Annotated in this window: 16 protein-coding genes; 4 read left to right on the top strand and 12 right to left on the bottom strand. The window is 44.1% G+C overall.

The features are described from left to right. Nucleotides 1-41 precede the first annotated feature (41 nt). A complete protein-coding gene (locus MA_RS05130; protein WP_048065020.1) occupies nucleotides 42-257 on the top strand; it encodes a type II toxin-antitoxin system HicB family antitoxin in 216 nt (71 codons plus the stop codon). A 179-nt stretch (nucleotides 258-436) separates the two neighbouring features. On the opposite strand, the gene MA_RS05125 is transcribed toward MA_RS05130, so the two are convergent. From MA_RS05125 to MA_RS05110, 4 genes are all read right to left on the bottom strand, one after another. Next, the gene (locus tag MA_RS05125) at nucleotides 437-781 is read right to left on the bottom strand and encodes a type II toxin-antitoxin system VapC family toxin (protein WP_048065019.1); all 345 of its coding nucleotides are present in this window, start codon (nucleotides 779-781) and stop codon (nucleotides 437-439) included. After that, on the bottom strand, nucleotides 778-981 hold the full coding sequence (locus MA_RS05120) for a hypothetical protein (protein ID WP_048065018.1): 204 nt from the start codon (nucleotides 979-981) through the stop codon (nucleotides 778-780). Before MA_RS05120 ends, MA_RS05125 begins: the two co-directional genes overlap by 4 nt. A gap of 427 nt (nucleotides 982-1408) precedes the next feature. Beyond that, nucleotides 1409-1678: a type II toxin-antitoxin system RelE family toxin gene (locus MA_RS05115; RefSeq protein WP_011021018.1), complete on the bottom strand. Its 270-nt coding sequence runs from the start codon at nucleotides 1676-1678 to the stop codon at nucleotides 1409-1411. Beyond that, nucleotides 1668-1862 (bottom strand): hypothetical protein, encoded by a 195-nt coding sequence (locus tag MA_RS05110; protein ID WP_048065017.1) that lies wholly within the window; start codon nucleotides 1860-1862, stop codon nucleotides 1668-1670. The genes MA_RS05115 and MA_RS05110 overlap by 11 nt, the downstream gene beginning before the upstream one ends. A 516-nt stretch (nucleotides 1863-2378) precedes the next feature. Here MA_RS05110 and MA_RS05105 point away from each other — a divergent pair. Both MA_RS05105 and MA_RS05100 read left to right on the top strand, forming a co-directional pair. Then, nucleotides 2379-3776: a hypothetical protein gene (locus MA_RS05105; protein WP_011021017.1), complete on the top strand. Its 1398-nt coding sequence runs from the start codon at nucleotides 2379-2381 to the stop codon at nucleotides 3774-3776. A gap of 1 nt (nucleotide 3777) precedes the next feature. Then, nucleotides 3778-5178: an argonaute/piwi family protein gene (locus MA_RS05100; protein WP_011021016.1), complete on the top strand. Its 1401-nt coding sequence runs from the start codon at nucleotides 3778-3780 to the stop codon at nucleotides 5176-5178. Nucleotides 5179-5435: 257 nt separating this feature from the next. Here MA_RS05100 and frhB read toward each other — a convergent pair whose 3' ends face one another. From frhB to katG, 8 genes are all read right to left on the bottom strand, one after another. Then, on the bottom strand, nucleotides 5436-6311 hold the full coding sequence (frhB, locus tag MA_RS05095; RefSeq protein WP_011021015.1) for a coenzyme F420 hydrogenase subunit beta: 876 nt from the start codon (nucleotides 6309-6311) through the stop codon (nucleotides 5436-5438). A 10-nt stretch (nucleotides 6312-6321) separates the two neighbouring features. Continuing rightward, nucleotides 6322-7128, bottom strand: coding sequence for a coenzyme F420 hydrogenase subunit gamma (gene frhG / locus MA_RS05090; RefSeq protein WP_048065016.1), 807 nt, complete (start codon nucleotides 7126-7128; stop codon nucleotides 6322-6324). Beyond that, complete coding sequence (gene frhD, locus MA_RS05085) at nucleotides 7115-7594, bottom strand: coenzyme F420-reducing hydrogenase, FrhD protein (protein ID WP_011021013.1); 480 nt, start codon at nucleotides 7592-7594, stop codon at nucleotides 7115-7117. Before frhD ends, frhG begins: the two co-directional genes overlap by 14 nt. A gap of 6 nt (nucleotides 7595-7600) precedes the next feature. Beyond that, nucleotides 7601-8977 carry a coenzyme F420 hydrogenase subunit alpha gene (gene frhA / locus MA_RS05080; RefSeq protein WP_226990767.1) on the bottom strand — a complete coding sequence of 459 codons (1377 nt, stop codon included), beginning with the start codon at nucleotides 8975-8977 and terminating at the stop codon, nucleotides 7601-7603. A 190-nt stretch (nucleotides 8978-9167) separates the two neighbouring features. Further along, entirely contained in the window at nucleotides 9168-9494 is a 327-nt protein-coding gene (locus MA_RS05075; RefSeq protein ID WP_011021011.1) for a DNA polymerase Y family protein, read from the bottom strand. 437 nt (nucleotides 9495-9931) lie between these two features. Further along, complete coding sequence (locus tag MA_RS05070; protein ID WP_011021010.1) at nucleotides 9932-11218, bottom strand: transposase; 1287 nt, start codon at nucleotides 11216-11218, stop codon at nucleotides 9932-9934. Between the two features lie 124 nt (nucleotides 11219-11342). After that, a complete protein-coding gene (locus MA_RS05065) occupies nucleotides 11343-11528 on the bottom strand; it encodes a catalase-related domain-containing protein (protein ID WP_048065014.1) in 186 nt (61 codons plus the stop codon). 24 nt (nucleotides 11529-11552) lie between these two features. Then, the gene (katG, locus tag MA_RS05060; RefSeq protein ID WP_281085471.1) at nucleotides 11553-13748 is read right to left on the bottom strand and encodes a catalase/peroxidase HPI; all 2196 of its coding nucleotides are present in this window, start codon (nucleotides 13746-13748) and stop codon (nucleotides 11553-11555) included. A gap of 255 nt (nucleotides 13749-14003) precedes the next feature. Between katG and MA_RS05055 the strand changes: the two genes are divergently transcribed. Next, entirely contained in the window at nucleotides 14004-14453 is a 450-nt protein-coding gene (locus MA_RS05055; RefSeq protein ID WP_011021008.1) for a Fur family transcriptional regulator, read from the top strand. The last annotated feature ends 345 nt before the right edge of the window (nucleotides 14454-14798 follow it).

Raw genomic sequence — 14798 nt, 5'->3', positions numbered from 1 at the left:
ATTTGAAGAAAAACATGTGAAAACCAGACTTGGAGTAGACCATGAGACAATTTCTCGTAGCTATAACAAAAGAAGATGACTTTTTTATTGCAAGATGTCCTGAACTCAATGTGACTTCTCAGGGTGAAACCCTTGAAGAAACCGAAGAAAATATTAAAGAAGCTATAGAGCTGTACATTGAGAGCTTTGGGACTGAAGACCTTTCGCAACAAGTATCCAAACCTTACCTGACCCTCGTGGAAGTCTCCAATGTCTAAATTACCAGTTGTATTCGGTATTGTTTAGCATGAACTCGAAAGAAAATCGAAGAATAGAAAATAGTAGGGGTTTTGAAATCAAGTTTTCAATTGGTTGGATCAAGATTAAATCCAAGTCTCTTCAGGAGTTACTGCTTCAATATCTTCTATTCGAATGAAATGTTTTTTGTTTCTGGTTACTATTCTCTATTTATGCCTAGAGAAAGGGCTGTTGCTGCAATCAGGCAGTCATTCAACTCAATTCTCTTTCCGCTTCTGATGAGATCAGCATAAATTTTCCCTGCATCTATTGCTATTCTCGAATCAAGATCTATTACTTCTACAATATTAAGTAGTTCAAGTGTTTTTTCAAGGGCATCCTGGGATCTTGAAAGGTGAGCGCCAACACTCAGTTCGGCGACGGTAATTGATGACGTATAACCTGAATATTCATCTCCGATACGTTCCAGAAAGCTTTTGGAAGACGGAATGACCTCTTTTCGAAGACAGTCAACAAATATCGATGTGTCTACAAAAAATTTCATTCTACCCAATCCAGACGTGAAGATTTCCTCAGCTGGTCAACAAACTCTTCACTCTCTACATCGTAACCCCATGCCCCACAGGCCGATTCTACAATTTCCTTTGAGCTTTTTCCTTCTTTTTTTCTAACCATGTTGAGGATGGAATGAATTTCCTTATCGAGTTCGATAAGTCTCTTCTCGATTTCTGCTGTTGATCCCATAAATATCAATTAGTCTTAATTCCGTATAACCTTATTTAACCGGAAGCTTAAATTTTCCTCCGATTTACTAAGACATATTTCCAATAGCGTTTTCAAGCTTGATTTGAGTAAATTCAATTAATCTGAAACTTCCCTCCACGCCCGTATGCTAACGAAAGGAGAAGATATCGGGCAGATGCTGGCAAAAAAAGATAAGGAGAAGCCATGAGAGGTTCATATAGTCCAGGAAGAGAGGAAGAGAGGGAGAGAGGAAGAGAGTAACCCAGTAGCCCGAAGAGGAGAAAACAGCCAGGATCCCAAGAAGAGTGCACATGATGAGGATGAAGTGAGCCCTCGCCTCTTCGGATGTATCTTTATTATGTCTTCGACGTTCTGACTCTCACACTTTTCTGCCTCTTTTCAATCGTGAGAAAAAAACGTTTAGGGATTATTTAAAACGGTTGTACTTCTTATGCGCCTGTTCAGCCGTTATTATATTAAAAACAAGAACCTCGCTTCGTTCAAAATCAATTTCGTATAAAATACGAAAATCGCCTATACGAAGCCGATAGACAGTTTTGTGACTTCCTTTTACTTCTTTTTTGTTTCCCCCTGGCAAGGGGTCTTTTAGTTCTTGAAGGGCATCTTTTATTTGATCCCTACGATCTACAGGAACCTTTTCGAAGACCTTAGGGTGGATCAGAACTTTAAAGCTCATCGATGCTCACGAACTCATCACGATGTTCTCTTATGAGCCTATCGCCTTCTTCTATAAGTTTATTGCAGTTGTGTTCATGGATCAATTTTCGTATAACTGTATTGTAGTCATCCCCCATTTTCCCAATGGCTTTTAACTCATCACGGGTGTCTTTAGATATCTGTATAGTTGTAGTTTCTGACATAATAGTTACTATAGCAATTATAGCATTTATATTATGACAATTGAAAAACTGATAAAGTTACTCATGCTTTTACTTTCTCAGCTTTAACAATCTGCTTAAAATAAGCTTTTTTAGACTCATCTTAAAACTTCCCTCCACGCCCGCATGCTCGCGAAAGGAGAAGATATCGGGCGGAAACGGGCAAAAAAAGCGAAGTAGAATCAGTAGATTCATAAAACGCGTTACAGATGGTACAATATTAGCAGTATTTATCCTCATAATTAGGTTAATAAGCACCAAGGAACCTTATGATTATAACTTTACCTTTTACATCTTGACGCTGCGCCTACGATAGCAAAACATTACTTTTTGTTAGCAAAAATGTTTTCGAATACAATTACTACCATTATAAATATTAGAGTTGTCTTTATAATATTATGAATTTTTGATGTTAGTGAAGTGCTTACATTTCATGATTATAATTATATTACCTAATTAACTCAATGATTTCTCCTAAAAAGTTATGAAGGGAGCAGAATGCCGTTTATAAATTTGGAAGGAGAGCGCGAAGCTACAACACAAAATAGTAAAGAATATGGGAAGAAAATAATCGAATTCCTAAACTTGCAAGGTTATCACTTGGAACACGACTCAAATATTGAGGGTATTTTCTCAGATAAAGTATTTAGAAATCCAAAACTTGATGGATATAAAAGAACAGTTGTAGAAGTCAAAGAGACAAAACTGAGTTTAAGCGATACAGATTTTCTAAAGGAATTCGCTAAATATTTCATGAGCAGTTTAAAAGAAGAATTCAATCTGTTTATATTTGTTAGAGAGGTAGCTAATATAAACAAATGGAAAAAAATATTCGATTTGTCAATTCAATCTGAGGAAGAACTGCGCCATTTTTACGATAAGATTAAAAGGGTCACAGAATTACAAGATTCAAATTATGGATCCTTTATAAAATTTATCAATTCCACAAAAGTCTATCAAGCGAGTTATGTTAAATTATTCCAAAAAATCGAGCAAATTAGAGAAGATAATGTTTATGATTCTGGAGCAGACTACTTAGAAGAAACTGAGAATTTAGTCTTTCAACCCGAGAAGTTGGATAGTAACTGCTATTTAGTGAAATCATTCCCAGAATCTATTTGTTTAGCAGAGCTGAAGTCTCAAGTTGATTTAAACTCATATTGGGGAAATAATTCCTCGAAATTTCATGTTCCATTCAAAGGAATTTTATATTCAATTAGAGAAATTCCCGAAAATTTGTTGTCAGACTATTGTGAAATTAACTCTTACCGGAAAATTAACTTTTGTGACATAGGGCTTGAGTCTACCGATAAGAATAGCTTGATATCCCAACTGATTCGAACTCAAATAATTCAAAAAGCTTCAGAGCAAGGTTTTCGTCTCTTTGGAAAAAGTTTGTATAAACCACATACAGACTTTGATTGTGCAATATCAAAAATTAAAGTTGAAAATGAAAAGTTAAGGTACTTATCAAGAATTTATTTCAAAGAAGACGGCTCCATAAATTTCATTGTTCATAGGGCTTTGAAATTCAGGACGATGGTACTTAATGGACATTTTTTTGTACTATTTGACAACTATAGATTATTTAGTACTGACGGGAAAAATATAATAACTGGTGAACACGCAAAAAGGCTGAATTATAAGTTCCCTCCCACAAAAGCGTTTAATGATCCTGAGAAAAGTAAAATGTACTTTTTATTGAAGGCTATAGGTTTACAGATTTCCAATTCAAATATACTTGATTTTAACCAGTTTAATTATAAAAATCAATTTACTTTTGAGAGAATGATATTTGAGATGCCCTGCAAAGTGGAGAGTGGAGAAATATTCGATGAGAATTTTGACTACGAAGACAATTATTATCCAAAGTTGACTGATTATTTCGAGGAATGAAATGAAAGGGTTTAAAGTAGATTACATTAAAGAGCCAAAGCTGTTGTTTAATAGTGGAGGAACATCTTTAAATCCGTGCATTGGGCTAACAAAATATGGTCCCCGCTTCTCAGGTAGTAAAAATAATGATTTTAGAGAATTTAAAGTAGGAATTATTGGTTCTTCCAAATCTATTGCTCTGACAAAGGAGTTATTTGAAACCCTTCAGTATAAAATATTACCTTTAGGAGAAATAAAACCTTGGAAAATACCATTTCCAGGTTTGAATTCGAATTCAAAGTTAAAATTCAGGTTTGTTTTTAATCCAGAATGGGAATCAATAATAGAGCCTACTGATTTAGATAAACTACAAGCAGCAAATTCTTCTTCAGAAGCGGCTTTGAACCTAATAAAAAGAAAATTAAAACTAATTTATGAAAAAGAAACTCCTCCTGACATAATTTTAATCAGTTTTCCACAAGAATTTTATACTATTTGTGAATGCTCAGAAACAGATAAACCTTTGATTAAAGTTGGGATTGATGATTTTCGCAATAGAATTAAGCTACTGGCCATGCAACAAAAGATCCCATCTCAAATCGTTAGACCAGAAACACTTTTGTTAGACGGAACACAAGAGAGATGCATAGTTGCTTGGAATCTTGTAGTTGGTATGTTATACAAATGCCAAAAAGGACATCCTTGGAAACTTACGCACTTAGAGGAAAACACATGCTATGTTGGTATTTCTTTTTTTAATGAGAAGGGTAAAGAAACTAGAAGGGCTAGCTTAGCTCAAATTTTTTTAGATACAGGAGAAAGTTTTGTATTAAGAGGAGACTCTTTTAATTGGACTAATATGAAGCATCCTAAAAGTCCCCATTTATCTAAAGATGACGCCTACAATTTAATGAATTACGTTTTGGAACATTACAGATCAATAAGACGACAAAATCCAAACAGGGTCGTAGTTCATAAAAGTTCTAACTTCTGGAATGATGAGTTAGAAGGCTTTCGTGAAGCCACAAAAAATGTTCCTCAAAAGGATTTTATTACGATACTAGAGTCAAGTTTAAAACTATTCACCCAAGGCCGATATCCTATTTTGAGAGGAACATTACTGTCACTTGAAGATGATACATCGGGTTTCTTATTTTCAACAGGCTTTGTCCCTTCTTTAAACACTTATCCTGGTTTTTCAATTCCAAGAGCCTTGGAGATAAGGCCTTTCAATTTAGACACTTCATTGGTTCAAGTATGCAAGGAAATATTATCATTTACTAAATTAGACTGGAACAATACTTTTGTGTACTCAAGAATGCCTGTTACTATATCAGTCTCAAGGAAAGTTGGTCAAGTAATGAGTGAAACTGAGGCACAAAAATTCTCAGAACTTGATTCACATTATTATTTTTATATGTGAAAAATGGTTCCTAGTACTTTTTAGGTATGATTATGAGTTTGTGTTGCATAGGAATTATTGACACTGAAATTCTATTCTTTAATTCCCAAGTACAATATTTGAAGAGACTCCACTCCCATAGATTCGGCATCTCTCAGCCGCTATAGCTCGATAGATAAGTTACAGAGTTGGAAATCAGAATTTGAGGATGAGAACCTCCCATCTCTTTTTTTGGTGCAATAACGCCGAATAATTTCTATGACGAAAAAAAGATAAATTCAGGCGTAAGGATCCCTTAACGCCTTATTAACACCGAAATTCCTGCGTTCCTCGAGTGTCTTCCGGTTCCCGTCGAGCTTTATCTTCGCAAGCTTCATGACGAGCTCCAGGCCGGGTTTGACCTCCTCGATGGGCTTAGTCTCAAAAAGGCCTGCGTCGACTGCTTTGGACCAGATGTCATTCCCCACCCTGGTGCGGACGAAGACCGTGGACCAGCCGTCGGGGCTTCCGACCGAGCCGGTTGAGATGTCGCCGAGGTTTGAGACATAATCGAGGCAGACGTAGCAGCCGGGCTGCCCGTATTTATGGGTCGCTTGGAGCGGCGCGGTGGCTACGTTCCCACGCTCGGTGTAGACCTGGAACTTACCCTTCCCGATCCTCATCTTCTTTACGGAGCTGAGGCTCTGGTTCGTGTGGTCCTCGACAATGGCCTGTATGGAATCGTACAGGAAGTTCTCCATGCAGAAGAGCCCTACTACGAACGCGATCTTGCCGGGGACATCCCGCATGTTGATAGGATATAGCTGGGCCTTCCTGACAGCCTGTATCTGGCAGCAGACGCCGGTGACCCCGACCTTGTCGAGGCCGAAGGACCGGGTCGCCTCTTTGATCCAGGAGATCTGGGGGCTGATGTTGTACTTAGCCTTCTGTGCCTTGAGGATATCCTTGCGGCTCATCGCGACGAATGGCCTGGGCTTCCAGGGCAGGTCGCCCTCACCTGCCACAATGACCCCGTCGATTATCCCCTCTTCGAGGGCATAGACCATGAGAGTGGTGGCGATGCCGCCGTCCTGTGCCTTCTTCAGGATCTCCCTGTCCGTGCTCCGTGCCGAGATGCAGGTTGTGTATTTTCCGAGATACGGATCCGAAACCATCTTTCTCACCTCACCTAAGCGCGTCTGCGATTAGCTCGCTGATGCTCTCGAATTCAGGAATCACGTCGAAGTTGAAAAACGACCTCGGGCAGGCGCCATAGCAGGACCCGCACTTGACGCAGAGGTTAAGGTCACCCTGCGGCTTCCCGAACTCGTGGGTGATCGCCCGCACGGGACAGGATGCAGCGCAGGTGCCACAGCCTATGCAGAGGCCCTGGTTGATCACGTCGTTCATCAGGTCGCAGAAGCATCCGGTTGTGCCACGCTTCGCAAGGGCCATGAGGGGCTTTAAGTACCTGCCTGCAAGGGCCTTCTGTTCCTCATTCCCTTCCAGGAACAGGTACGCCATGACAGTGACGTTCCTTATTAGCTCCGGGCTTGGAGGGCATCCGGGGATGTAGACATCCACGTCGATGAGATCCCCGATAGGGAGGAAGGACTCATGCTGGGGCTGGTTGTGCTGCCCTCCGCGGCAGAACCGGGTGATGTTCCCGTAGGTCGCACAGGAGCCGAGAGCCACCACGATCCTGGACTTCTTCCGCGTCTCCTTGATATCCTCCACCGATTCACGGTCCTGGATGCAGACCGACCCCTCGACAAGCGCCACGTCCATCTCCGGGATATGTCGGACGTCGACAAGCGTGAGGGCGTAGACGAGGTCGGCGTAGTCGTCCAGGATTTTGAGAAGTCCCTGGTAGATATCGGCCACGGACACAAGGCAGCCGGTACAGCCGCTAAAGTGTACATGCCCGAGCTTGATCTTGTTTGCCACTGGTTTCGCCTCCTTTGTAGCTTCCACCTTCTTAAGCAGTTCCATAATTCATCCCGATTTCCTTCAGTATCTCGGATACAGCGTCCGGAATGGCTCTCTGCACCTCATCTGTAATCCCGATGACCATCTCAGGGGTAGAAACGTACTTCTTCTGGCATGCAAGGACCCGGATCCGGATATCATCCTTAATGTACTGGAGTGGCTCGGCCAGATCCCAGGAGTGGGCGTCCCGGTAGCTCCCGACGGGGAGCTCGTCAACGGCAAGCCACCTGAGTTCGCCGGGTTCCCCTCCGAAGTCCGCAATGTCCACGATGATAAGAGTCTTCGTGGACTCGGGATTGAGGAGGGTAAAGACAAAATGGGGACCTCCGAGCCCTGCGTCAACGACCGTGACGTTCTCGGGAAGCTCAAGTCCCTTGAGACTCTCCACGACTGCGGGTCCGAACCCATCGTCCGCATAGAGCGGGGTGCCACAGCCTGCCACCACGATCTCGGAGTACAGCGAATCCATTTCCCTTCACCACTGGAGGAGCTTCTTGGCAACTATCCTGTTCTCCTCGTCCGTTACGATCATGTGGGTTGCGCACGCAACGCACGGGTCATAGGCCCGGACAACCATCTCGGCGATCTGCCAGGGCGCTCCCGTCAGAGCGCGGCTACAGGTCGGGAGGTTCCAGGTTGTGGGTACAAGCATCTCATACCACAGCACCCGCCCGTCCTTCACCCGTGCGATGTGGACATCGGTCCCGCGCGGGGCCTCGTTTGCAGCCCAGCCCATGGACCCGTCTCCCTGAGGGATGTGGTCGGCGAGGACCTTTCCCGAAGTATCCAGATTGTCAAGGCACTTGAGGATGGTGTAGAAGCAGTTGGGGTACTCCAGCTGCCTGGCGATGTGCTGGGCGAAGGTGCCCTTCTCGGTGAAGTTCTTGAAAGTAGCGAGTCTTGCTCTCGGACCGACCTCAACCGGCTGGCCGTCGTAGGTCGGAACGGTGTTGCAGGCCTCCATCCGGGGATTGGCTTTAGTGCCGACCTTCGTGGTGCCGCCTATCGGGTAGCTCGGATCCTCAAGATCGATGGTAACCTCACCCATGTACCAATCCCATGGTCGGGTATCTTTCCACCGGGCAAAGTCCCACATGGGCTTCTCGTCCAGACTGGATGAGCCGTACATAGGGGCTGTGGCCATAACCCCCTGGTTGTGGTACCCTAGATTTCTGGGAATCGGGATCTCCTTGCCCGCGACATCGGTGAACCCCCTATTCTGCATGTTCCTGATGACCTCGAGCATGAACTCCATCTGTTCGTGGGCAAGGACGAGGCCTTCCTTTGCCAGGTCGGCCATCTTCTGCTTTGCCCGGGGGCTCACGTTGCGGTACATCCCGCCGACCCTCGGGTTGGAGGGGTGGATCGCCTCGCCGCCTGCGACGGCTATAATGGTCTGTGCAATCTCACGAATGCGGAAAATTCTCACCGCAACGCTCCTTAAAGGCTGCTCCTTGGAAAACGGGTTGATCTTCGTCTCCGTCCCGGGGATGTAAAAGTCCGGAAGGATCAGGATATTGTGCAGGGCGTGGCTGTGGAGGCGGTTCGCGGCATGGAGAATGACCCGCAGGAGCTTTACGTCCGTGGGGATCTCGCAGCCGATAGAGGCCTCCATAGCCTCGATGCTTGCCAGGGTGTGGGGGATGGGACAGATACCACAGACCCGAGATGCAATCTTCGGAACCTGTTCCATCGTCTTACCTATGGCGAGTTTCTCAATACCCCTTACCGGGGTGATAGAGAGCCAGTCTCCTCGCTCGACGATACCCTGATCATTCACCTTCAGGGTGAGCTTGGAGTGGCCTTCATGTCTAGTGGTTGGAGAGATCTCTACAACTTTCGTCAATGGCATCCCCTCGCTTTCGATTCTGTACTCTTGGATTTCCCCCTTCCAGAGTTACGATTATAGTGATATTAATCGATTATAGTGATATAATATTACATTCTATAATATTAGGTTCTATAATAATACATACTGGATACTCTGACTCAGATCAAGTTCTTCAGCTAATGATTCACTCCAGATGGAGTGCATACCTTCCTTAACATTTCCAGCCTCCGAAAATTACCGAATTTTTGGGAAGGAGGGGGGCCGGAGATCTTAAAAAATATAATCGATGCTTAAAGAGAGATTTGTGCACGCTCTCAGCAAGCATCTCTAAATACCCCGCTATTTTTATTGGATCGTTTGTGTTCTCCTTAAAAGTACTGCTCCAGATAATTGATTTTATAGCTTCCCCACTTTCCTCAATTTCACTGAAATCCAGACCATGTGCCGCCTGTTTCAACCGGAGACCCATTTTCCCGAACCTTTCAGTAAGCCTCTGGATATCGCAGTTCGCAAGCTCTTCAACTTTGCTTATTCCCATGAGTTAAAGTGCCTCTGTAGTTTTTTGATCAATTCCAGGGATTTATGAGACATCTGACGGGAAAACAAGAGTGGGGTCGTTGATTCATAGAGATTGTTAACTTGCGGAAATAGTAATCTAGCATAACAATCAGGCAACCCAGAAGCCAAAGTGAGTGCAATCAATGGACAATTCCGCGATAAAAAATAGAGAATTCGAGGATAGCCTTCTTTATTTCAGAGTCTTTTTAATTTTTTCTGGTTTTTCTTCAATCTCAAGACAACCACAAAATTTTATCCCAATTTGAGCAAATCAATTCACTCATTTAAAAATGTTGATTCATTCACACAAGCATCCACCAAAATTTTCCAAATTGTGGAACTATTTTTGTGGGAATTTCCGACAGCTACAGCTATAAGCCATCAAGTTTAAGAACTAATTATTCTCCAATTCTAGCATTATCCATATTGGAATCTTGCTCTCATTAAAGGTGAGAAACCTTTCCATTTTCCAGTGCTGAAACACCGTTTGTTGAAAAAAGTAAATAGATTGTAACAAAAATTAGTTAGTCCATTATTGGTTTTGAATGACCTCGCTTTGTCTACTATATCACATATCAAAGAAAATATCTGTTCCATTGTATTATCTGTCTCAGGTGTAAAACCTTTTTTCAAGAAGCTCACATTCTTGCTGAAAATCTCTTCGGCATAAGAAATCGCTTTATGAGACGCTTCAGAAAGTTCAAGATCAGAGTTAAATTCTCGTATCTTCTGAATATGCGCAACAGCACTGATAACCGTATCAGAAAGTATCAATTGAGATATCTCATTGTAGGTAATCTTATCGTTATCTGGAATCTCTTCAATAGAACTGAATTCCTCATAATACCTCTTACTAACGTTTTTTAATTGATGAAACACACAAAAAGAATGAGTCACTTCAGGAAAGACCATTTTTACGGCTCCAATGATCGCTTTATCCTCATCAGAAACAATCTTTTTGATTTTATCTTCAGGAAATCGGTTCTTTATTCGTATAAAAAGAGGCATCAGAGCCTCAATTGTTGGTAACCTCTCAGTTACTTCAAAATCTAAAATGACCTTCTCTTTGGTAGCAACAACGTAAACAGATTTATATCGCATTTTTTTCCATTCTTTCTTTGTGAGTTTCGTTCCAATAAATTCTTCAAGCTTTTTTTTCCATCCATTCTTGATCCAATTCCCATCAACATACAATGTTTCTTCAAAGCTAACTCCTTGGTTCAAAAGTTCTTGCTTTGAAAGTTTTGCTAGTTTCTGTTCATATAACCACAATGAAGTGGGACAAGGAGCTCTTCCACAGACATTTATTACTCCTTCTGTATATGTTTCCCCAATTCGCCGAGAATTGTGCAGACTGCATCGTCCATCGTATCTGACATTTATTTGTGTATCATAATATTCAGAACTGTAATTTGCAGAACCCTGAACACCAATAACCTGATCATGATAATGTTTCTTACAAGTGGGACAAAGCCAGTATGTAACATTGAGAGATATAGTGCCGTAACGTGATATAATAAAACGAGTGTGATGAGAGTTAACATGTAATTTACTTCCACAACTATCACACTGAGTAGGGGAGAATATAGAGAACATGGGATAGTATCGATTTCCAACCAAAACTTTTGGCAAAGGAATTATTATTTTGCCGTCAACTATCGTTTTTATCATTGATTTATCTATTGCAATGTTTCCTTTTCCCATAAATAGAAAAAATATATCAATATAATTAAAATTTTATTGTTTTGCACGATATAGAGGGAAAACGAAAAACCAGAAAATAATAAAAAGTCTCTTATTTCAATATATCCTCGAACTCCTTCTGGATCTACAGATGCTGCAAAGTCTCATCAGCCTGCCGTGAGTTTTCGTTTTCACGTCTCTGAATAGCTGGAATGGTGACGTGGCTCAGGTCGCCCACAAGTTTACCAATCATATGTTCCTGCCCTATCTTGTCAAGCGACCGATACCTTTCTCCAGCCTGGGTAAAGTCTTTTGTTTTGAAGATCTTCAAGCCCTTGAAGACATTTCTACTCGATCAGGCTAGGTCGAAGCGATCAAGGTTCATTACCTTGGTCCAGGCCGCCACGAAGTCCTGAACAAACTTCTCCTGCGCATCCGCGCTTCCGTAGACCTCGGCAAGAGCCCGGAGCTGGGAGTTAGAACCGAAGATGAGATCGACACGCGTGCCGGTCCACTTGACTTCGCCAGTCTTGCGATCGCACCCTTCAAATATGTCCTTGACGTCCGATACCGCCTTCCATTCCGTACCCATGTCGAGCAGGTTCACGAAGAAGTCGTTGGTTAGCGCTTCCGGCTTCTGGGTAAAAACGCCGTGCTGGGTATGTCCGAAGTTGGTGTTCAGCACGCGCATGCCGCCAACAAGCACCGTCATCTCTGGTGCGGTCAGAGTCAGCAATTGCGCCTTGTCAACCAGCAACTCCTCGGCCGGTAAGGGGTACTGGGCCTTGAGATAGTTGCGGAAGCCATCCGCGATCGGTTCGAGTAAAGCGAAGGAGACAACATCGGTCTGCTCCTGCAAGGCATCCATGCGCCCCGGCAAGAAGGGAACAGTCACATCGTAACCAGCATTCTTCGCAGCCTGCTCGACGCCTGCACAACCAGCCAGAACTATCAGGTCAGCAAGCGATACCTTCTTGCCACCGGAGGCCGCGCTGTTGAACTCGCTCTGGATACCCTCGAGAGTGTTCAGCACTTTCGCCAGTTCGGCTGGTTGGTTGACTTCCCAATCCTTCTGCGGCGCGAGGCGAATTCGTGCGCCGTTTGCACCGCCACGTTTGTCGGAGCCACGGAAGGTGGACGCCGACACCCAGGCGGTCGAAACCAGTTGCGAGATCGACAGCCCTGAGGCAAGGATCCTGTCCTTGAGGAAGGCAATATCCTTCTCATCGATCAACTCGTGATTGACCGCGGGGATTGGGTCTTGCCAGATGAGCTCTTCGGCAGGAACCTCCGGACCGAGATAGCGGGCGCGCGGACCCATGTCGCGGTGAGTCAGCTTGAACCATGCGCGGGCGAATGAGTCCGCTAATTGACCCGGGTTCTCGTAGAAGTGCCTTGAAATCTTTTCGTAGACGGGGTCGAACCTCAAGGAAAGGTCAGTGGTCATCATGCTTGGCGCGTGACGCTTGGAAGGGTCGTGGGCGTCCGGAATCGTGCCGGCACCTGCGCCACCTTTAGGTTTCCACTGATATGCACCGGCCGGGCTCTTCGTCAATTCCCACTCGTAGCCGAACAGGATCCTGAAGAAGTTGTTACTCCACTTCGTTGGTGTGTTGGTCCAGGTGACCTCCAGGCCGCCGGTGATCGTGTCATCGCCTTTGCCAGTGCCGAAGCTGCTCTTCCAACCGAGACCTTGCGCCTCGATACTGGCCGCTTCTGGCTCAGGCCCGACATGGGACGCAGGGCCGGCACCGTGGGTTTTTCCGAAGGCGTGACCGCCAGCGATGAGCGCAACGGTCTCTTCGTCGTTCATGGCCATGCGAGCGAAAACCTCGCGGATATCTTTGGCCGCCGCTATCGGATCCGGATTGCCGTTCGGGCCTTCCGGATTGACATAGATCAGCCCCATCTGCACGGCAGCGAGCGGATTTTCGAGGTCCCGGTCGCCGGTGTAGCGTTCATCACCCAGCCACGTGTCCTCAGAGCCCCAATAGACGTCCTGGTCCGGCTCCCAGACGTCCTCGCGACCGCCCCCGAAACCAAACGTTTTGAATCCCATAGTTTCCATTGCGACGTTGCCCGTAAGAATCATAAGGTCGGCCCATGAAATTTTCCGGCCATACTTCTGCTTGATCGGCCAGAGCAGACGACGCGCTTTGTCCAGGTTGACATTGTCCGGCCAACTGTTGAGCGGCGCGAAGCGTTGCTGGCCTCTACCGCCGCCGCCGCGGCCGTCACCGGCGCGATAAGTGCCTGCGCTGTGCCATGCCATGCGAATAAACAAAGGGCCATAATGGCCAAAATCCGCCGGCCACCAGTCCTGCGAATCGGTCATCAGCGCCGCAAGATCTTTTTTCACAGCCGCCAGATCTAGGCTCTTGAACTCCTTCGCGTAATTGAAGTCCTCGCCCATCGGGTTGGACTTGGAGGAATGCTGGTGCAGGATCTCAAGCTTCAAATGGTTCGGCCACCAGTCGCGGTTCGACATGTCTCTACCGGTTTCTTGTTTGTTTGCTCCGCTCGTTACAGAATTCATTTTGTCGTCAGTCATAACGTTACCTCCCATTGACTAAAAATTCAAGACCAAATCTCTAGTATGCAATCTCTTCAATCTTGTCTCCTCTTGGGAGATTTGAGTGCCGATTGCCAGAGTGATTAATTTAGGTCTACTTTCCAAGAGCTTGAAAATTCTTACATGCTGTTTTGATAGTCTAATGGTTTACTTCCCCAAAGAACTCATTCCAGTTCGATATTCAACTATATAACACAAATCTATTTAAGATTGATTATTACTTAATAATAAACTATGAGTAACCTTCAGGACTCAGACCCACTCATAATCAAAGCTCTGCGCGGAAAAGGATACAAGGCTACACCCCAGAGAATAGCGATCGGTCAATTTGTTCTCCACAATCATGCCCATCCAACGGCTCAGAGAATTTATAGCGAGGTCAAGAAGGTCTATCCAACAGTCAGTCTTGCAACAATATATAAAACTGTTCAAATCTTGAAAGAGGTAGGTTTGATCCAGGAATTCAATTTAGAGAAAGATCAGGCCAGATTTGATCCCAATATGGAGCCACACGCGCATCTGGTTTGCCTCCAATGCAAAAGCATCAATGACTGCACAGACCCCATGATTTCTGAAATTGTGGATCGAATGTCAAATGAAGTAGATTTTTCTGCTGGAGAATGGAATTTTAACATATTTGGCATTTGCAGCAACTGTAGACGGAAAAAGAGTATATGTGACTGACTCTGTTTATAACATTGTTTCAATTATAGACACAATAACTTACTGTTATTGCCACGATACATGTAGGAATATTTTCTTACGGAGATACAGTAACTCCTAATGGAAAAAAAGTTTATGTGATAAATAGAAAAGAAAAAATTGTTGGGCAATTATTCAGTTACCAAAAAGTATTTGAAGTTCTGTCCGGTTGGCGGAGGATGGGCATTTTTACGTTTAACCGTAGCTGGAAAAATTCTTTAGCTTCCGTAGACTTGACAGAGTAAGAATTTTACTTCAAAAAATAATTAGGGTATTTGAAGACCTGAATTTAGTTATAAATATATTTACTTCTTATTTTCTAAATTA

Origin of the sequence: Methanosarcina acetivorans C2A (genome assembly GCF_000007345.1) — an archaeon.
Classification (GTDB): Archaea; Halobacteriota; Methanosarcinia; order Methanosarcinales; family Methanosarcinaceae; genus Methanosarcina; species Methanosarcina acetivorans.
This window is presented reverse-complemented; position numbering and strand designations above follow the sequence as displayed.